Here is an 18,768-nt window from a genome sequence, read left to right as displayed (position 1 = left end):
TTCACGTCATGGCACCGTCAGAAAACCCGTCCCGTCAGCCTTCCCAACCGCCCCGCAGGCATGGCTTGCTGTATCGTGCGCTATGGGAATGGCCGTGGCAACTTATTGGCTTTATTGTGATGTCGTGGCTGTTCAGCCTGTTACTGGAATATTTGGGTATGGCTTTTTTCTGGCCGGATGAGGGCGCGGCTCACAGCCAGACGATGATGAAAACCGAGCTGCAATTTTTATCCACGGAATTTACCCGGAGTCTGTTATTGTCTGAACCGTCACAGACGGTCTCTGAGTGGTTGATGCAGGCGTATCAATGGCTGTTTGTCGACAGTGGTTTTCTGCACTGGATACAGGGGCAGCACCAATATCAGCTTAATAGCCACAATGATTTTATACGTGAATTCAATGGGGTATTACAGGATATATCGGGTTATTTGCGGGAATATGCGCTGGCGACGGTGTTTATCACGATGGTGACGCTGATCCGGCTTGCAATTCTGGGGCTGTCCGTTCCGCTGTTTGTGATGGTAGTGTTGGTCGCGCTGGTTGATGGACTGGGACGACGGGATTTACGCCGTTACGGGGCTGGCTATGAATCCAGTTTTGTTTATCATCATGCCAAACGAGGGATAAAACCGGCCTATACCATTCCTTGTGTGCTGTATTTATCGTGGCCGGATGTGGTGTATCCCACGGTGATATTGCTGCCTGCGACACTCTTGCTGGGGATGGCGGTGGTGATCACGACATCGATGTTTAAAAAATATATATGAGTACCGAATAGTGAAATACAAAAAAGTTGAATTTTTCCTATTTATCCGTTAGTCGGGTGGAAGTAAGTCTTTTTATCCTCTTTCTGAGGAAAAAAGAAACAGCATGAAAATAATGGATCCAATTTCAGGAGAAGTAAATAATAATATTGATTCTAACCAACTGAAATGCCATACATTGACTGCACCAAGTATACCTAGTAGTGTAACTATTATTATTGTTATTCCTATTCTAAAAAATATCCATATGATTACAGGTAATACAATAGATACTATTTCATTCCATTGTAGATATACGATAAAATAGTTAATCATTGCAATATATCCTATAATTAATATCGCATGTGAATATATACACAATAAGGGAAATAAATTGAAGGGAAATAACTTTGAATTATACATTTACACCTCATTTTCATAATTAGTTAATGAATTTATAAAGTTTATTTCTCTGCGATTTATTTGTATTAATATTTTAACATTTAATGTTTTAACAATAATTAAACATATCCAAAGTTATTTTTGAGTGGTTGTTATTACATTTAAAATATCGCTGACGATGGCATGCAAAACGGTTTTTGTTTTGCATTTCAACGTCAGCAGACAAGCCGCATGGCGGCGCGTCAGTTTTTCAGGTTAATGCGGGTACTTTGATGGTATATTTACTACCTGCGTCATACATTCGAACCAATCTCCGGCGGTGTAGGCTTTGCTTTTATCCGTACTCGGCGGCATATTCTCCAACCCAGTATGCAAACGCAGCTGATGCGATATATCTTCACAATATCCCAAAAAAGGCAGATCAATCCGGTGCAGCTGAATAGCCGCCGCCTGCTTTTTGGTCGTGGGAAAAAACGCTCCACCGATTTCAGCAAATAGGTTGGTATCATCCTGCTGTGCGCCACAATGTTCACAATGATTTATCCAGTGTGACCGGTTTAATCGCGAACTGACGGTTTTGCGCAGGGTGTGGTGAAAGCCGGATAACACATTGCGCACGATGGTCGGAATATCCACCAAATAAAACGGAAATGCCGGGCTATTCTGCTTTAATGGTGCGCATTGAGTATCGAATTTATCCTCATGACTCACTTCTAACATTTTATGCCCGGCAGGTAGCAGGAATGCTGTTACCGTTGTGTGTTCATGACAACCAGAACAGGCGGTTCGGGTCTGAGCGAGGTACCAAAAGTCCGCGTGGAGGTTGTAAAACGGCAGCCAGTGCATAAACGGCGCCGGATCAAAACTGCCATCGATATACCAGATTTGGGCGGCCGCATCCCAGTGTGCCCCTAGCTTCCGCACTGTCTCATACTCATCATCAGGGACGTGTAAATCAATCCGCAGCATATGTTTTCCTTCATTGTGAAATCATTAACCCAATAAATTAGTCAGACTATTTAGCTAATTTTCATCAAAGCATAAAGAGTTTATTACTGATCTGATTTAGAAAACACCGCATTCTCGCATTCGGCGTCTATGATGAGGGGAGTTTTTATGCGTGGTGGCTTTTCGATATCCGGTGCGGTCTGTCTACTGGGATTGACGGTATTGTGTATGCCGCTGGCACAAGCGGCGGAGAAAGATGAGCTGGCCAGTGCCAAACGCCTGATTGAGCAGGTACAGATGGCACTGGAGCGTGCCAGTCTCGTAGAAAAACAATCTGACCCGTCAGAACACCCTCGTTATCACTTTAATTATTCACGCATCAGGGCCGACCTCCATACCCTCAAAATTGGTATCGATCACTACCTGAGTCCTTCCCGCGAGCAACCCCGTGTACCCGTCCCCCTCTCCGGCGATTACCGTCAGGAACACTCACAATGACCCCGGCACAACGCCATGCCTTTGAAGTGGCCTCAGGACACTTTGATGTCACTTTTTTATATCTGGTGTGTGTCGGCTTTTTCCTGGCTACGTTGTTTCTGTGGGCCGCCTGGGCGGCGGTGGAGGTCTGGAACGGCTGGGCGAATGAAAAAGTGCGTAATCAGACCCTCAGGCAGTTTGCTCTTCGAACCGCAGTATTGCTGGTCGTGGCTGTCTGGATGTTTGCCGGTTGAGTTAATAAACATAACAAAAAGGAACTGAATCACTATGAAACGAGTTTTTACCACCTGCCGTCAGTTCAGCACAAACCTGATGGCTCGGATCAGCACTTTTCTGTTGCTGCTGGGTGTTTCCTGTGAATCGGCCTGGGCCGATTTGCCTTCGATTGAACCGCCCTCAAGTGGAGGTCGTGGCGGATTAATGGGACAAGTGAAAGGGTATGCACAGGATGGCATTGTGATTGGCGGGCTTATCCTCTCCGCAGTCGCGTTCTTTAAAGTGGCCTCGGCGGCAGTGGAAACCTTCTCTGAAGTGCGTGACGGCAAAGCTACGTGGACCCAGTTCGGCTCGATTATTGTGGTCGGTATTGTGTTGCTGGTTGCGGTGATCTGGTTGCTGGCAAAATCGGCCAACATTATTTTTTAAGGTGCCGCGGATGCAGACGATCCCCTTTTTACCCGATCGCTTAAACGCCGAACCCGTTGTATTTCGCGGCTTCACCACGCCGGAGATGGGAATAGCCGCCATCGCGGGGGTGGCACTCGGTCTAGTGGTCAGCCTTCCCTTCATTCCGTTTGCCGGTTGGGTGATGCTGCCGACCGGCATGCTGATGATGCCGTTGTTACTGCTGAGCGTTGGCGGGCGCTGGCTCGCCACCTTAAAACGGGGCAAACCGGAAAATTATCTCTGGCAGAAACTGGCCGAGAAAAAACGCCGGTTAGGGCTGGGTGACCCGACGTTGATTATTGCGGCGCAGGGTTGGTCATTACGCCGCAGCAGGCCAGCGCACCGCAACGGGAGAGGCGTGTGATGAGTCGTTTTCGTCATGCGGTCAAAAACCGGGATCAGCATATTCTGACCCTGCGGATTGCCTGTGGGATTCTGGTGGGAGTGCTGCTGCTGAGTCTGCTGGGCTGGATGGCGTCCCCGCGCAACCTCACCATTCATAACCCGCCGGATTTACGCAGTGGCAGCACCCGGGCGTGGTGGGAAGTGCCGGCACCGAGTGTCTACAGCTTTGCCTTTTATATTTTCCAGCAACTGCATGCCTGGCCGAAAAACGGGGCGCAGGATTATCCGGCCAAAATTGAGGCCTTATCGCCGTATCTGACGCCGGCCTGTCAGGATTTTCTGCGTGTGGATGCCCGAACCCGGGCTGACAGCGGTGAGCTGCTCGACCGGGTTCGGGTGGTGTATGAAGTGCCCGGCCGGGGCTATGAGACCCGCAGTGTGACGGTACGTGACCGCGATAACTGGGTGGTGCGGCTGGATTTGGTGGCGGATGAATATTATCACGCCGAACCGGTCAAACGGGCATTGGTGCGCTATCCGCTGAAAGTGGTGCGCTGGGAAGGCGATGCGGAGCGTAATCCTTTTGGTCTGGCACTGGATTGCTACGACGGGATGCCACAGCGGCTGGAAGCGCTGCCACCGCCAGCGGAAGAGAAAAAAGGCGTATTTCAATGAGAAGAGATGTATTTGACTGGCGCGGTGTCGGGCTGGGGCTGCTCAGCCTCCTCCTGTTCTGCGCTGGCGCAAAAGCCGATGAGCTGCTGACATGGGAGCGTATTCCGTTATCGATTACGCTTCAGGTTGGTCAGGAGCGGGTTATTTTTGCGGACCGCAATGTGCGTGTCGGTCTGCCCCCGGCACTGGGTGAGAAATTACGGGTACAGAGCACAGGTGGCGCGGTTTATCTGAAAGCCAGCAGCGCGTTCCCGTCAACCCGGCTGCAATTGCAGGACAGTGAGAATGGCGAAATTATTTTGCTGGATGTGACCGCCGGCAAAACCGGGGCCAGTGAACCCGTGCGTATTCTTTACCCGGCTGAAAAATCAACGGATTCAAAAGATAAACCGCACTCACAGAGCAAACCATCATTGTCTGCGCCTACTCCCGTGCTGTTAACCCGCTATGCGGCTCAGCAACTGTATGCGCCCCTGCGTACGGTTGAGCCGGTCAGCGGCATTCAGCCGGTGAACCTGCATCTGCCCGCATCTATCACCACCCTCTATCCGTCAGAGCCGATTGCAATTACCCCGCTGGCCGGCTGGCGGCTGCATCATCACACGGTGATGGCCCTGAAACTGCGCAATACCGCCAAACGGATTATCCCGCTTGACCCCCGTGCCTTACAGGGACAGTTTGTCACCGCCACCTTCCAGCATCGCTGGCTGGGAAAAGCCGGAACACCCGAAGATACCACGGTACTCTATCTTGTTACCCAAGGGGCGCCGGATAACGCCCTCATTCCTGAGCCGGTATTGGTAAAACCGGGAGGCCGCGATGCAGATTAAATCCAACAGTCTGGTAAAAATACTGGTGCCGACCGTATTGGTGATTGGCGGGTTTATTGGAATTAAAAGTTGCAGCTCAACAGAGAATAGCGTGCCGGATAAACCGCAGAATCATGCTCTGGAGACCCTCTCCCCGGAAGAGTTACAGGCACTGGGAGTCGGCGGGGATACGCCGGAAGATACCCTGCGCACGCTGGTCGGAACGCTCAATACCGTGCGGGCAGAGCAGAAACGCTTAGATCAGCAGAATGCTGCGATGCGAAAAGAAAATGACCAGTTAAAAGGACAAAATCAGGATGTTGCCGGTCAGATAGAAGCCGCGGTTGCGGCTATTCGGCAGGATGATGAACAGCGCCAGCGTACGTTACAGGATGAACAGCAGGGATTGCTGGCCCAGATTGATTTGCTCACTGAACGGCTAAATTCCACGCCGTTGCCGGCACCGGATCATCAGATACCTCTGGGTAGCGGGCTGGCAGGGAGTTCATATTCTGCCAGCACCATCAGAGAACAGGATGACCTTATCTGGGTTACTCCGACCGATGAAAAAATCCCCGATAGGCAAGCGATGGGCAATGGAAAAGCGGCGACTCAGTTCCCCACCTCTTTTTTAAGCGAACAACCGACCACCGTAAAAAATCATCCACAAGTTCCATCGGCGAAGGCCGACAACGAAAAACCGGTCTACACCCTGCCGGAAAATGCCACTCTGGTGGGCAGTCAGGCCATGACCGCGTTGTTAGGCCGGGTACTGGTCAATGGTACGGTCACCGACCCCTATCCGTTCAAAATCCTGATTGGCAAAGACAACCTGACGGCCAATGGCATCGAACTGCCGGAGGTGGAAGGCGCGGTGGTGTCCGGTTCCGCCAGTGGCGACTGGACACTGTCCTGCGTGCGCGGTCAGGTTAATTCCATCACCTTTGTGTTTCAGGATGGTACGGTGCGGACCTTGCCGGGCGCAGGGAAAAATCAACAGGGTATCGGTTGGTTGTCCGATGAAAATGGCATTCCCTGCATCAGTGGTGAGCGTAAATCCAATGCCAGTACTTATTTACCAACATTGTTTGCGTTGTCAGCTATGAATTCCGCCGGCAATGCGCTGAACGAGAGCCAGCAAACCGCACAAACCAACGGCACCGGCGGCATCACGTCCGCGTTAACTGGGAATGCCGGACAGGCGACGCTGGGCAAAGCGGTGGCCGGGGGCATGAATGAGATGGGTGAATGGTTCAAACAACGCTACAGCCAGACCTTCGATGCCATTTACGTCCCACCCGGTGCCCATGTTGTCGTGCATATCACCCAAAGTCTGGCGATTGATTATGAAAAGACAGGTCGTAAGGTGCATTACGGTTTTAGTGAGCCAGTTCAACGTCATCATCAGGAAGCCTTAGATTAATGGAAACGATTTCTTCTCAATGGCTGTTTAGTGCCAGCCCGCCTTATTGTCTGCAAACTCATATAACACCACAGGCTGAACCCACACCGGTTCAGCTTGACTGGCGACCCGGGCGTACCCAAGGCAGTCAATTGACTCTCGCCAGCGACCATGAATGCCGACGGCTGAATGACGGGGATTTTACCGTTTTTCGTCTGACCGAATTTCAGTGGCAATCAATGCTTGCAGGCAACAGCGAGGTTGAACACTGGGAGCGCTTGCCGTTTACTTTATCAGAACTGGCGGTACACCCGGAGTTTGCTACGTTTACCCTTATGAGTAGCACGGAGGCTCAGTGATGCGAAAAATAACTTACGCTATCGTGTTAGGTCTGACAGGGCTGCTGGCAGGCTGTTCAACGTCGAAAGACACGTTGCTTCCGGCCGGCGAACAGACGGTACTGGCCATGTGGCAGGGAAATCAGGTGGGGCAGAGCGTAGCACAGGCCAGGCAAACCCTGCGCCGGGCATTAACCCCGGCTGAACGCCACAGGGCGTCAGAAGAACCCAACCATTACAGCCGTTCGACAGAGCATGAAATCAGACAGCAGTTTCCCGGTTATGACTCCAATAGTTAGATTGATATATGCTCTATGGCTTTCAAAAGATAGAAAACTGCAAATTAATTAGTGAATTACGAACTAATGTTCCTCTTAAAAAAAATACGCATCTAACTATTGGTAGCACGACCGCAAACGACTACAAAAATTATATCTTAGGCTTCATTTTTCATAACTTTTTGTCTGATAAGTAAATTCAGTTCTTAATCCAAAACGAATTTGATGAACAATCGCTCAAAGATTTGAATGAGGGCGATAGCGACACCCTCAAATACATTCAAAACGAATTAGGTCACTTCATCGCTTATGACAATCTGTTCTTAACTTGGATCAGTGATGGTAAAGATTTCGACATTGCTTATGTACGTGATGCGTTACCTGCCTTTACACTCCACCAGCAATGTATGAATTTGCTGGTGGAGATGCAATGATTAGCGACAGCATTGGGCAGATACAGATTTGCCCAGTTGCTAAACACTGCGCTCTGGAGACTTTTTCACCCACTCCAGTTCTATCATAACTACGGTAAGGCATTACAATACTGAATTCGTCAGAATAGATGAAAACGACTCTAACGTCTCTGTACACCCAGCTGGTTTTATCCTGAGTTCACCTTCCTCTGATACCAGCGCGAAACAGCTGACATCAGGGTTTAATTCCATCAAGTTGGCCATTCTTCTTAGTAAGTTAATTATCTTCATTCTCTTCAGCGTGATTTCAAACCTCATATCGCGCTGCGCCGCCTGTTCAATATTGACAATACATATACTGGTGTCTTCTGCTGCCTGATGAAGCAGCACGAGATCTTGGTCACTGCGCTGCCGTGACAGGTTGGCTATGCCGGTATCAGAAAACCGGATGATTGAATCCTGACCCCGATCATCTATCGTGATATGTTGGTAATGAGCCAACACTTCGGGGTTAGAAAACCAGTAATACAATTTTTCTGAACGTCCGGTAATAGCCAGTCTATCGATGTCCGCTAGCTGCGGTAGGTGGATTTTTGTTCCCGGAGGAACTTGCCCTACCTGCAATACCAGCCTCTCCGGTGTTCGGTTAACAAAACGGTAATTCCCCACTACTCGGGCAGAGCCGGATTCTCCTTCACTGATTTGCCACAAATCTCCGGTAGTCTGGTCATGGACATAACTGGCCTCCTGCCCGGCGACCTGCCCCAGATAATGCAGAACATGATCCGAGTTAAGTATACCGGCGGAACGAAGCGTTTTCTTTTCTTTCGGCAGATACCACGCAGGATAACCATGCTCAGAAAACAGTCTAACGGCTTGCGATAATTCAGCCTCATTACTGAGTGCCTCAATGGCGGAGGCAATTTGACTGTCCGAGCGATCCTGCGCATGCCAGGCAATCAGCACCGGACGGTCTGTCATCTTGGCATCAGCTGACAGCAGTAAGACCGCTCCATCCGGGGTTTCCAGCCGAAGTGTATTGCCCTGACGAACCACACTAGAGTATTGATGGCTGGCTTGAAGCCACGGTTTCGCCGCGGCAGGTTCCCCAGAAAGCACCCGCTTTTCACTCAACTTAAGGTCAGTCTCCGTCGACAGAGGCTGGCGATATAACTGATGGTTGTCAGTGTCAAAAATCCATGCCTGTCTTCCATCTTCCGCTTCCGCTAAACCAAGATAGACCAGAGTGTGTTCTGTATTGAGCCCAACTCTGCCCTGCACCACCAAATCTGCCTTACTGTCATACCAGGCACTGACGGGTTTTCCGTCTCTGTCCTGCAACCCCAGTAGCAGCAGGGTACTGAACTGATCTGGAGTATCCCGTGCCAACTGTCTCAGTGCGGCCGTCAGACCCTGCTGGTGAGGTTGCAGCAGCCAGTCTACCGTTACCCCGATCAGACGGATACTGCCCTGATCGTCTGCCAGCCACAATTTCCCATTGCTGGAGAGTGCAACCAACTGCTTGTTCACGATGGATACGGATCTGATATCATCAACTGACACCTTGCTGGCCGGGGTGTTGGACAGGCCATTATCCTGCTGAAAATAAAGACTATGTCTCTGATGGCTGTAAAAATAATAACCCGGTTTATCGCCGGCCGTGGTGAAAACGCGGGTGAAATCCTCCGTTAGGGTCAGCAAGTCCGGATTTTTCTTTTTCAGCTCAGACAAGATGTCGGCATCCTCCTGATCCGGATTTATCCGATTCATTCTGACCACATTTTGCAGCTGTTTTCCATCAGTCTGTAACCAGTAATGTCTGTTCACACCCGCGACTTTCCCAGAAAGGCTGATCACCTCCGCCGGGCTGCTTTTAACCTGACGCTCCGGCGCGCAGAGCTCGACGCTTAACCTCTGCGTCGCTGCCTGTGGTGCCAGCAGGCCATTAAACTCACCGTCATTGGAACCGAGAAGAACAGGCAACGAGATTTTTTTACTGACTTCATCCAGAGTCGCCAGCATGGTCGTATTCCCGTCAACTGCCACCAGTTTCAGTGCTTCCTCTTCCACCTGATAAGTATACGAGATAAGGTTTTCATCCCGCTGCTGTTCCACTACAAACCAAAGCTGGTCATTGCTTTGCATCACGTGACTGCTGATTTTCCCCTGATCACTTTCCGGAAATATTATAGGCAGATACTGTCGCAGAACTTCGCCACTGACAATATCCACTTGCCAGAGCGTGGTATCCCGGTAAAACCATGCCTTATCACCCTTAACGCTCGCCAGCTCTACATTGTTGAGAAAATCTGCTGCGTCAGGGACGTTTGTGTAAATCATACGATCACGACCGGTTTCATAGAATGCACGGCCGACAGGACGGCTTTCCTGTGGTGAGTGTCGGTAGTGTTCCACCACTACATATGGCCTGTTGTGATGATCAGAATTGCTTAACTGCCTGAGATGATCATGCAAAGCCTGAAGGCTGTTAAATCGCTCAGCATTCGTTTCAATCTCTTTTATCTGCCACTGCTGATTCTTTTCGTCCTGCTTGACAGAAAATACCCCTGCATTATTTATCAGGGAAATATTAACCGACGTTTCAGGCAGGGTTATCTTTATATTACCAATATGCAGTTGTCTGTTATCTTCTTTGTTGAAACTGGGGTTATCATCAGAATGAATATGACGGGCATCCAGTACCCAATGGGTAGCGGTGTCATTCCCCTGTAAGGACAGAGAGACACCCTCCTGCAAGCTGATACGGTATTTGCCCTTTCCGCCAGTCAACGAGTAGGACAAGATCCCGTGAATATCTTTCGGTAACTGCGGGATGACAATATCCCGGTCTTCATCGTCCAGAATAATGTCAACCGGTGTTTCAACAAATTCTGGCTTTATACGGCGTACCACGCGTTCTGAGGGAAACGCATAAAAATCAAAGTCGAATCGTCCGTCTTCTTCCAGTCGTCGCAGAACGTCAAATCCCCGGTCATTGCGAGCAGTGACGAAGGGCAGGATCATATATTCGTAATTAATGTAGGACTTCATGGTAACGGGCAAGATCAATATGTCTCGGCTTCTGGGAGAGAAATGGAAGTCGATCTGCGCCTGTTTGTAGCCGATGCCTTCACGGATATTAATTGCCTGTTTTTTATCAGTATTAGCTGGCCTGCCGGGCCACCAGCCAAAGTAATTACTCCGGCCTGAACCCCATGAGTAAGTTGGGTCGTTGCGATAGAGATACTGGCTGTCAAAAGTCAGATTACCATGGCGCAAATCGAGCTGACGGATTACTGCGCCGGGGATTGGTTCCATCACCGTATAACGACTGCCATCCTGTGCCACTTTTTCCGCCTGCCGGTATCCACCCTGCTGATAAGCTGCTTCCAGATCGGCAAAATAATTGCCTACCGCCTGTACATCACTGGCTACCCTGCCGAACGCTTCGGCCAGAGCCGTAAAACCAATACCCAAACCAGCCAGTGGCACTGCCAACGAAGAGGCAAAACCAGCAACAATCGGGGCACCTAAGCTCCCAGCGCCAATACCCACACCAGTTGTCACCAGGCCAGCACTGTCAAACGCCAGTTGAGTACCATAAACAGCCTTCTGGGATTCATTCTGTGCATGCGCCAGTTCTAGGCTGTCCAGTATCACACTGACGATATTTAACCCCACTCCGATACCCGTGCTGACATGGGACAGCGATGAAAACAGGCTGCTGGTCACTCCCCGGCCTTCACTGGCCATCGCTCTGTACAAACTGGCGAGTTTAGCGCCGTCCTCCAGCGCACCATGAGCCATCTGCGCCAAGTTAACATAAGTGTGCACCTGTAGTGCGGTCTCTAACGTATCAGGCACCTTATCACTGGACACGGTGGTGCGATTTCTATCAGCAAACCATGGGATCAGAGTCTTAACCAGAAAGGCGGTATTCAGTCCGTGAACAGCATCTGCTTCGAGGATACCTGTTCGCTGGGTTAGTTTCCCTTTGGTATACTCGTGCGTTTTTCTGACAGTCTCGAGCTCTTTATCATAAGAATGAATAAAATCCATAATACGTTGGTCATCCGTCGCGAATATCCGGGGAGGAAGCTCAGACCGTACCCTATTAGTAAACCATAAAGAATAACTTCCGGGCCGGGACTCATCCTCCCTGAGGCTGCCCAGTACTGGCAGCCATTCTTCTGCGGCCAGTGCATTTTTGCTGTACAGCTGCTCCATGGCCTGCTGAAAATCTTCTGCACGATTAAGCATCGCCAGCAGCCTGATATCAATCTGCGCATTGTCTGGGTTATTTTCCAGTGGTGGATTAACCATATCCCTTATAGGGACTGATTTATCTGGTGTTACTGTTCTTGTCTTCTCCGATATACTATTCTCCGGATCAAAATAGCGGCCAAAATGGGGTAAATGGAACTTCTTAGACTCTGGTAAGCCCTTATTGATGAGATCTATCACTCCGACATACAGTTCACCCTGCAACGTTTTTTCTTTGCCTATATCGCGGTACTTGTCGAACATCTGTAACATGTCCTTGCCGATACTGCCCTTCCCTTCCGGTTCGTAACGTGCTGCGACATAGAAGGTTTCAAAGAACGAGTGATAGCCGTTATGGATCATGAAGGCGGCATTGACCATCTGGAAATCCCAGTATTCCTTGACACTCAACGCACCATCAAACAATTCCGGTAAGACATTGCTGACAGTCTGGGTAGTTCCTGAAATTCCGCCTATAAACGGGGTGTCCAGATCATTCATGTAGCGCGTGGCTTTATTTTCAGGGTCAGGTCGGAATTGGTTGTAGCTGCGGTACTTATCGTCCTTGATTAGGTACGAACCATCATGATATACCCGCTCTTCAGGGCGGGTATTGAGGAGCAGATACGGGTCTGGCTGATTCAGCCGATTATTGATTATGACCTTGTTTTCACCGTTTTCCGACCTCAGCTCAGCATGGGGATTTATCGGGACTGCACGTTTAGAATAGCTATCGGCTACTGGGCGTAAGACATGGAACAAGGCCTGTTTGCGCAGGCTTCTGCCCTTATTGCTCAACAGCGCCTCTCGTGACTTTTCAGCCGTCAGATCCGGTTGTACCTCGTTGCTCTCAAGGCTCTCGGGACCAGCCAACAACAAGGTGAGTAGCTTTTTGTTCACCGAACGCTCAACTTCGGTATGATTGACATCCTGTTTTTTCGGGTTGTTTGGATGCTGTCGGTTGATCCGCTGAGTTTCTTCTTCGATGGCCTGAATGCGCCATTGTTCGTACTGCTGTGCCAGTAACTCCTTAGATTGGGCGATGTCACTTTGCACATAGTTATTTTCTAGGATCTTGTCCACCATCTTGGAGGAGAACACGAGAGTATTCAGTTTATTCGCTAATTTGAACAATAGCGGGTCATATTCGATGTTTTCCCAGACCGAAGTGGCAAATTCCTTTTCCCACAACACCTTGTTCAGGTTATTACCCTTGATATCGCGCGTTTTGGCATTGAAGTTCTTCGACTCCAACACCGCTGCGGGGGTGATGTGGTTGCGTTCGAGCAAACGCACCAGTTGCTGCTCGAACACGTTGCGTTCTCCGCTGTCTTCAAACAAATGGCTGGCTTCCACACCCTTGTCTCGCAATAGATCCAGCTTCTCGAAAAATGCGGCGTTGTATTGATACAATTCGGCGGTCTGCGTCTGAGTCAAGTGCTTACTGTCGATCTTGTCGCCTTCAACGCTTATCTTCAAAAAGGGCGTTGCGGACAGGTAGGTTTCGCCCTGTGGCATTTCCAGCAAGTACTGGCGATCGGCAAAACCAACCGAGCGTTCCAGCTCATGGATATTAGTGAAAAGCCCATCACGATCCGGGTCATAACTGTTATTGCGAAAATCCTCCAAGCTGGTAGTCCGGAAGCTGGTGATATCAGCATTCTGGTTGATTAAGTCACTCAAGGTGCTAGCCAATGGGAACTTATCGGATCTGCTGGACACCTTAATTCCTATTTGGTTCGGTACCTTGCGGTCAACGTTGCTCAATAATATTTTGCGATCGTTATCCAGAAAATGCTCCTTGAGGCCTTCGCGCTCTGAGTTTTCAGAAACCAGATAGTTAGCAAAAAACTTCTCGACGAATTTGATTTTGACCAGTACTGAGCGAATTGGTGCATAGGTCGGGGAGCGCAAGGATGGCTCATACTTGAGCCGGTATTGTTGTTGCCAAGCCAGGGAGCGGGCTGGAGTACCAAAGGAAAAGTTGAATACCCTGCCCTCCGGCACGACCAGCCTGCCGTCCCTCATGAAGAAATCCTTGAAGCGTCCATTGGGGCTGGTATCAACCAGAGCGACACTCATGCGGATGTATCCAGGACGTTCCTCCATCATTAACAGTGAAACATTTACCGGCAGATTATCGGAGGTTTGGGGTATTTTGGTCAGCTTGTTGAGGGCCTCCACTTCTTCCGTAGGGGTTGCCTTGAGAAAGTCGTTGTAGCGAGTTTTGACATACTTGTAGGCCTGCAGATTGGAAAAGTGCTTCACGTATTTTGAGCTTAACTTTTCTAAAATGCGCTTCACGTCTTTTGAGTTTAACTCGGGGTCAGCCTTCTCCTGTATAGTGAGTTGCTGTTCCAGAAGCGGTTTCAGAAACGTTTCCTGAGACGTGATCTCGGTATCTAACTGAGCCTGCTTGTCTGCTGCGTTCTTCCTCAGAGTCTCCGCATCCAAGGGGAGATCATCACTGAGAATATTCAAGGCCTTTTTCCTAGCGTTGTCAAAGTGTGTGATGGCCGCCTGCTGCGTTCTGTATATCCGGATATCGCGCTCCAGTTGCAGCTTGTAGGCCTCTCTTGCCGGCGTGTTAGGTCGTTTGTCCAGCTCCTGCCGGCTTCTCTCTAGTGTCTGCAAATGATCCTCGATAGAAACAGGATTTTCCTGCATCTGAAAATGCTGTGCAGCCAATACACTCAGGGTACTCTGCTGCATTTCTTGCAACCGTTCGTTTACCTGCTTGATATAGTCGGCACGCGCGTTGGTATCCATGTCAAACCATTCAGTCTGACGACCCGCCGCCTTGATCTGTTGATCGATCAGAGTATTGAGCAATTCTTCGAAGTCTTTGGACATATAAATCATTCCAGTAATCCTTTAGCTGTTTTTGAGCGAAAATCAGTCATAATATCTAAAGATATCTACCTAAACCGAATTGATAATTATTATCATTATCAATAAATAATTACAAGCATAGATTAATTTTTAATAAAATAATCATATGTATAAATCAGTTAGTTGATTTATAGCGATGATGTCTATTATCTTGTTGTTTTGGTTTGATTTATTGTCTGATTATGACGCTAAAGGCTTTATAACGACCTTAGCCAGTTCTGAAAAGTAATGGGATAAATCCCCGCCATATGTCTGTCAGTTCACCAATAAACATCACGATATTAGCGATATCGGTTTTGGGCAGTTTTTTGAAGAAAGCATCATCAAGTTTTTCAACCCGGTCATAGAGTAGGCTCCAGTATTGTTGGCCTGCTTTAGTTTCCCGGAGACTAAAACCGGGGTTATTATCATTATCTATAGCAGAATCATATTAATGCTTGGGTGTCACGCAGTCTGCTATCCATTACGCCTTGAAACGGCTGAAAATGGCTGCCCAAAAAAACACTAAGGCATCCCAACGCTGACGCTCAGGCTCGTCAGGCTTTTATCGAACGCATCGGCCACTATGAGCAAGCGGGGAAACCGATTGTTTATCTGGATGAAAGCGGTTTTGTCCAGTCGATGCCCCGCACATACGGCTATTCGGCGAAAGGACTGTGCTGCTCCGGGACACACGATTGGTAGGCCAAAGGCCGTATTAATATCATTGGCGCTATCCTCAAAAAGACCTTCGTGACCTTAAGCTTATTTTCGGGAAGCATTAATGCGGATGTCTTTCATGCCTGGATGATACAAGATTTGCTGCCCAAACTCCCAAGCGGCACCGTGATTGTCATGGATAATGCCCCCTTCCCTAAACGGCATGACACGATAAAAGCGATAGCAGACCATGGTTGCCTGTTGGAATGGTTATCCTCGACTGAATCAAGCAGCCAGGTGCCACAGGTTTTTCCTGTATGAAAAGATTCAGCACCCAGTAGACCAAAACCATTTTCAACCGGCCCGACCAAAAATGCTGCCGAAGCATCTCCACATAAACGAAGGGTGACATCGTCAGGTTCGATCGCCCGCGATAGTCTGGATGTTGTTATGACTAAAATTCGTTCTTTTAATCCTGCTTGCACCCAGGCACAGGCTGTCAATAATGCCGTCATGGAACCACCACAGGTTGCTTCTATGTTAAAAGCACCTCCGCCAGTTCCGAGTGACTGGGCAAGATACCCGGCATCACCTGAGCCGATCCGATCGGGGAACATTGACACTGAAATCAGGCAATCTACCTCTGCCGGAGAAACACCCGCAGCTCCCAGTACACGATGTGCGGCTTTAACCCCGAGCTCCACACTTCCTTCGTTAGTTGCTGCGATTCGGCGTTCGACACTACCAAAAAAAGGATCGTTCAGATAACGTTCCATTGCAGCATCATAGGGGGTGATTTTACGACGACTGGATACACCACGCGCTCCCGCTGCTGTTATTGACTGTTCTTGAGGTATATCTTCACACCACCAATCATTTGTACGCACCTCATCAGGCAAATATACGGCAATCGCCTGAATTCCTGCTGATTGCATATATACCAATCGTCATTGAAGATGCTTGATTTCTTATTCAAACCCGATCAGGCTTGCAGCCATGAAAATTCATCTGACACCAGAACAAAAACGTGCCCTCGAATTAATGCATGATACCACTCGCGACAGCCGAGTCTGTGATCGCATTAAGGCGGTGCTTTTGGCCTCAGAAGGCTGGACTGCTCAGATGATTGCACAGGCCTTGCGTATTCATGAAAGTACGGTAAACCGTCATCTAAAAGATTTTATCGCTCAGGAAAAGCTCACCCCAGAAAATGGCGGCTCTGAAAGCCATCTCTCTGCCGAACAAAGCGCCGACCTGATTGATTATTTAACGACAAACTTGATGCATACCACCGTCCAAATTGTGGCTTATGTCCAAGCACGTTGGCAGGTGTCTTTCAGCGTGGGCGGAATGACGAAATGGCTTCACCGTCAGGGTTTCAGCTACAAAAAACCAAAGGGAGTGCCTCATAAATTTGATGCAGATAAACAGCTACAATTTATTGATGACGACAAGGTACTGAAAGACGGTGCGGATCAGAATGAGCCGATCCTATTTATTGATGCAGTGCATCTTACCCAGTCCACAAAGCTCAGCTATGGCTGGATGAAAGCAGGAAAAAATCAGGTAAAAGTGGTTGAAACCACCGGCAGTCGTACCCGTCTCAATATTCTGGGCGCTCTCAATTTACAACGCATTGAAGACACGGTGATCCGTGAATATCCGAGCATCGATGCTAAAAACATCGCGTATTTCTTCGGGGCAATCCGGGAAACTTACCCGCTTTCGCAAAAAATCCACATTATTCTAGATTGTGCGGGTTACCACCGAGCCGAGTTAGTGAAAGGTATTGCGTATGTCCTTAATATTGAATTGCATTACCTACCGCCTTACAGCCCAAACCTCAATCCAATAGAGCGATTGTGGAAGTATATGAATGAGCAAGTGCGTAATAATGTTTATTTCCCGAATGCGAAGACGTTCCGTGAAACCCTTCGTCACTTTTTTCATGTCACTTTGCCAGAAAAAGTGAAAGAACTGACGACTCGACTGACTGACAATTTTCAGATTTTAAAACCTGCATCTTCAAGTTAGATTGGTATATATAGTCAATATCATCGGTTATTTTTCCAAAAGCAGTCTTCACTAATAAAGCCTCACTTTTATATTTATTCTCTAATAAAATGTCATTTATTTCATGATTTACACCTTTAAACTCCAAACGACTAAATATGGGATTCAATAGTCTATCGTTGTATTCTCTCCTTTCTACTTTTAGCTGAGATTGCATATTCCCAACTTTCCCTCGCAAGTAAATTACTCCTTCTCCATAATGATTCAAACTAATACTAATTGGAATGTCGATCAATTTTTCGACAGGAACACGTGATGCACGAATTATCATCGAAGTGATTTTATAGTAAGAGTGTTCAAGCTGGTTAAGCAATTTTCCACTTGCATAAAACGACATTAATATTACGTCAATGCTACTTAAATGAGGATTCAGATTTTTTTTGCTTTTAATAGACCAGTCGTCAGGATAAACTAGAGTCAAAGTAGACTGATATTCATTACTAAGTATGTTTTCTTCTTTTATTATATAATCAACTTTTTTATACCCAGAACTAAAAAAACGTGATTTTGATGCTCCTAAATAAGAATCAGCATTAAGCAATTTTTTCATGATAGACCCTTATTAAGTACTTTATTACAAGATTAATTTTGCTACTTCTTTCGATTTATCTCTGAAATAAAAATGATCACCATCAAATAGAATTTTTCTGAATCCTTTATTTGTGTAATTACACCAAAGCTTCATTTCATTTTCAGAAGCTAAAAGATCATCTTTAGCTGATAGGGCATATATCTCACAGTTAACCTTAGGATAACTCATTCTTGCATAGTGAATTAATACTCCAAGATCACGAATAATTTTATTCCTTACTTTTTTCAATCTGACAGGATCATTTGAAACTATCTGAGGCAATCCACCTAAACATGTTATTTTTTCAAATATATTATCTTTTGAATTAAATATCGTAGATTTAACCAATAGCTCAGGTGGCTTATACGCTGACACAACTAGTCTCTGAACATTTAGATAATTACAATCCAATATCGCCAGTTCATAGGCAATAATGGCTCCTATACTGTGGCCAAAAAAAAGTAATTTTCCCCTCAACTTCTTTTTCTTTAAGCTGTTTTTTTTAGGTATTCCAATAATACACAAAAAAATGTCATAGGTTTTCTTGACAACGAAGAATCGCTGACTGAATAGTTCATGGAAATAATTTCAACCTCTTCAGATAAATGTTTTTTTAAAATATCAAAAGAGCTGGAACTCCCACCTGCATATGGAAAAAAGACCAATATATCCTGTTCACTCATGAGAACCCCTACGGTGGCTTCTCCTATTAATTTAACCCCAATTCCGCTTAAGCTATTGCTGAAATATCTTCTTCTGAGTAGAAAATTTTCAGTGATGGCTTTTTCTCTTTAAGGCAGTAAGCAATCAATC

Annotated in this window: 17 protein-coding genes and 1 pseudogene; 12 read left to right on the top strand and 6 right to left on the bottom strand. The window is 47.6% G+C overall.

Translation table 11 applies throughout. From position 1 onward, the window contains the following. Positions 1-8 precede the first annotated feature (8 nt). On the top strand, positions 9-767 hold the full coding sequence (locus Xsto_RS16120) for a TIGR03747 family integrating conjugative element membrane protein (protein WP_099125719.1): 759 nt from the start codon (positions 9-11) through the stop codon (positions 765-767). A gap of 633 nt (positions 768-1,400) precedes the next feature. Here Xsto_RS16120 and Xsto_RS16110 read toward each other — a convergent pair. After that, positions 1,401-2,114, bottom strand: a complete 714-nt coding sequence (locus tag Xsto_RS16110; RefSeq protein WP_099125717.1) for a DUF5710 domain-containing protein — start codon at positions 2,112-2,114, stop codon at positions 1,401-1,403. A gap of 147 nt (positions 2,115-2,261) precedes the next feature. On the opposite strand from Xsto_RS16110, the gene Xsto_RS16105 reads away from it, so the two are divergent. The 9 genes from Xsto_RS16105 (at position 2,262) to Xsto_RS16065 (ending at position 7,125) form a co-directional block, all read left to right on the top strand. Then, positions 2,262-2,591, top strand: coding sequence for an integrative conjugative element protein, RAQPRD family (locus tag Xsto_RS16105; RefSeq protein WP_099125716.1), 330 nt, complete (start codon positions 2,262-2,264; stop codon positions 2,589-2,591). After that, entirely contained in the window at positions 2,588-2,824 is a 237-nt protein-coding gene (locus tag Xsto_RS16100) for a TIGR03758 family integrating conjugative element protein (RefSeq protein WP_099125715.1), read from the top strand. The genes Xsto_RS16105 and Xsto_RS16100 overlap by 4 nt, the downstream gene beginning before the upstream one ends. 79 nt (positions 2,825-2,903) lie before the next feature. After that, positions 2,904-3,236 carry a TIGR03745 family integrating conjugative element membrane protein gene (locus Xsto_RS16095; RefSeq protein WP_244590422.1) on the top strand — a complete coding sequence of 111 codons (333 nt, stop codon included), beginning with the start codon at positions 2,904-2,906 and terminating at the stop codon, positions 3,234-3,236. 10 nt (positions 3,237-3,246) lie between these two features. Beyond that, positions 3,247-3,621: a TIGR03750 family conjugal transfer protein gene (locus Xsto_RS16090; RefSeq protein ID WP_099125713.1), complete on the top strand. Its 375-nt coding sequence runs from the start codon at positions 3,247-3,249 to the stop codon at positions 3,619-3,621. After that, positions 3,621-4,277 carry a PFL_4703 family integrating conjugative element protein gene (locus Xsto_RS16085; RefSeq protein ID WP_099125712.1) on the top strand — a complete coding sequence of 219 codons (657 nt, stop codon included), beginning with the start codon at positions 3,621-3,623 and terminating at the stop codon, positions 4,275-4,277. The genes Xsto_RS16090 and Xsto_RS16085 overlap by 1 nt, the downstream gene beginning before the upstream one ends. Beyond that, positions 4,274-5,107 carry a TIGR03749 family integrating conjugative element protein gene (locus tag Xsto_RS16080; RefSeq protein ID WP_099125711.1) on the top strand — a complete coding sequence of 278 codons (834 nt, stop codon included), beginning with the start codon at positions 4,274-4,276 and terminating at the stop codon, positions 5,105-5,107. Before Xsto_RS16085 ends, Xsto_RS16080 begins: the two co-directional genes overlap by 4 nt. After that, on the top strand, positions 5,097-6,509 hold the full coding sequence (locus Xsto_RS16075; RefSeq protein WP_099125710.1) for a TIGR03752 family integrating conjugative element protein: 1,413 nt from the start codon (positions 5,097-5,099) through the stop codon (positions 6,507-6,509). The genes Xsto_RS16080 and Xsto_RS16075 overlap by 11 nt, the downstream gene beginning before the upstream one ends. Then, positions 6,509-6,847: a hypothetical protein gene (locus Xsto_RS16070; protein WP_099125709.1), complete on the top strand. Its 339-nt coding sequence runs from the start codon at positions 6,509-6,511 to the stop codon at positions 6,845-6,847. Before Xsto_RS16075 ends, Xsto_RS16070 begins: the two co-directional genes overlap by 1 nt. After that, positions 6,847-7,125: a hypothetical protein gene (locus Xsto_RS16065; RefSeq protein ID WP_211284334.1), complete on the top strand. Its 279-nt coding sequence runs from the start codon at positions 6,847-6,849 to the stop codon at positions 7,123-7,125. The genes Xsto_RS16070 and Xsto_RS16065 overlap by 1 nt, the downstream gene beginning before the upstream one ends. A gap of 515 nt (positions 7,126-7,640) precedes the next feature. Here Xsto_RS16065 and Xsto_RS16055 read toward each other — a convergent pair. Then, the gene (locus tag Xsto_RS16055; RefSeq protein ID WP_244590421.1) at positions 7,641-14,633 is read right to left on the bottom strand and encodes a TcdA/TcdB pore-forming domain-containing protein; all 6,993 of its coding nucleotides are present in this window, start codon (positions 14,631-14,633) and stop codon (positions 7,641-7,643) included. Positions 14,634-15,404: 771 nt separating this feature from the next. On the opposite strand from Xsto_RS16055, the gene Xsto_RS23030 reads away from it, so the two are divergent. Further along, on the top strand, positions 15,405-15,632 hold the full coding sequence (locus tag Xsto_RS23030; RefSeq protein ID WP_244590420.1) for a transposase: 228 nt from the start codon (positions 15,405-15,407) through the stop codon (positions 15,630-15,632). A gap of 17 nt (positions 15,633-15,649) precedes the next feature. Here the strand turns inward: Xsto_RS23030 and Xsto_RS23025 are convergent. Further along, positions 15,650-15,928, bottom strand: a pseudogene (locus Xsto_RS23025) (3-oxoacyl-ACP synthase III family protein); the annotation flags it as partial. A gap of 379 nt (positions 15,929-16,307) precedes the next feature. Here Xsto_RS23025 and Xsto_RS16040 point away from each other — a divergent pair. Next, on the top strand, positions 16,308-17,345 hold the full coding sequence (locus Xsto_RS16040; RefSeq protein WP_099125707.1) for an IS630 family transposase: 1,038 nt from the start codon (positions 16,308-16,310) through the stop codon (positions 17,343-17,345). Here the strand turns inward: Xsto_RS16040 and Xsto_RS16035 are convergent. The 3 genes from Xsto_RS16035 to Xsto_RS16025 are packed head-to-tail and all read right to left on the bottom strand — an operon-like array spanning position 17,263 to position 18,638. Further along, positions 17,263-17,934 (bottom strand): AvrD family protein, encoded by a 672-nt coding sequence (locus Xsto_RS16035; protein ID WP_099125706.1) that lies wholly within the window; start codon positions 17,932-17,934, stop codon positions 17,263-17,265. The genes Xsto_RS16040 and Xsto_RS16035 overlap by 83 nt on opposite strands. A gap of 24 nt (positions 17,935-17,958) precedes the next feature. Further along, a complete protein-coding gene (locus Xsto_RS16030) occupies positions 17,959-18,432 on the bottom strand; it encodes a thioesterase II family protein (protein ID WP_211284333.1) in 474 nt (157 codons plus the stop codon). An 11-nt stretch (positions 18,433-18,443) separates the two neighbouring features. Further along, on the bottom strand, positions 18,444-18,638 hold the full coding sequence (locus tag Xsto_RS16025; RefSeq protein WP_099125704.1) for a hypothetical protein: 195 nt from the start codon (positions 18,636-18,638) through the stop codon (positions 18,444-18,446). Positions 18,639-18,768 lie beyond the last annotated feature (130 nt).

Origin of the sequence: Xenorhabdus stockiae, from assembly GCF_002632825.1 — a bacterium.
In the GTDB taxonomy this organism is placed as follows: Bacteria; Pseudomonadota; Gammaproteobacteria; order Enterobacterales; family Enterobacteriaceae; genus Xenorhabdus; species Xenorhabdus stockiae.
The sequence above is the reverse complement of the archived record's forward strand: the minus strand, read 5'-3'. Positions and strand labels throughout refer to the sequence as shown.

Bases quoted from the DNA above. Each gene is read 5' to 3' on its own strand.
- Xsto_RS16120 (WP_099125719.1), top strand. From the start codon at position 9: ATGGCACCGTCAGAAAACCCGTCCCGTCAGCCTTCCCAACCGCCCCGC.
- Xsto_RS16110 (WP_099125717.1), bottom strand. From the start codon at position 2,114: ATGCTGCGGATTGATTTACACGTCCCTGATGATGAGTATGAGACAGTG.
- Xsto_RS16105 (WP_099125716.1), top strand. From the start codon at position 2,262: ATGCGTGGTGGCTTTTCGATATCCGGTGCGGTCTGTCTACTGGGATTG.
- Xsto_RS16100 (WP_099125715.1), top strand. From the start codon at position 2,588: ATGACCCCGGCACAACGCCATGCCTTTGAAGTGGCCTCAGGACACTTT.
- Xsto_RS16095 (WP_244590422.1), top strand. From the start codon at position 2,904: ATGGCTCGGATCAGCACTTTTCTGTTGCTGCTGGGTGTTTCCTGTGAA.
- Xsto_RS16090 (WP_099125713.1), top strand. From the start codon at position 3,247: ATGCAGACGATCCCCTTTTTACCCGATCGCTTAAACGCCGAACCCGTT.
- Xsto_RS16085 (WP_099125712.1), top strand. From the start codon at position 3,621: ATGAGTCGTTTTCGTCATGCGGTCAAAAACCGGGATCAGCATATTCTG.
- Xsto_RS16080 (WP_099125711.1), top strand. From the start codon at position 4,274: ATGAGAAGAGATGTATTTGACTGGCGCGGTGTCGGGCTGGGGCTGCTC.
- Xsto_RS16075 (WP_099125710.1), top strand. From the start codon at position 5,097: ATGCAGATTAAATCCAACAGTCTGGTAAAAATACTGGTGCCGACCGTA.
- Xsto_RS16070 (WP_099125709.1), top strand. From the start codon at position 6,509: ATGGAAACGATTTCTTCTCAATGGCTGTTTAGTGCCAGCCCGCCTTAT.
- Xsto_RS16065 (WP_211284334.1), top strand. From the start codon at position 6,847: ATGCGAAAAATAACTTACGCTATCGTGTTAGGTCTGACAGGGCTGCTG.
- Xsto_RS16055 (WP_244590421.1), bottom strand. From the start codon at position 14,633: ATGTCCAAAGACTTCGAAGAATTGCTCAATACTCTGATCGATCAACAG.
- Xsto_RS16040 (WP_099125707.1), top strand. From the start codon at position 16,308: ATGAAAATTCATCTGACACCAGAACAAAAACGTGCCCTCGAATTAATG.
- Xsto_RS16035 (WP_099125706.1), bottom strand. From the start codon at position 17,934: ATGAAAAAATTGCTTAATGCTGATTCTTATTTAGGAGCATCAAAATCA.
- Xsto_RS16025 (WP_099125704.1), bottom strand. From the start codon at position 18,638: ATGAGTGAACAGGATATATTGGTCTTTTTTCCATATGCAGGTGGGAGT.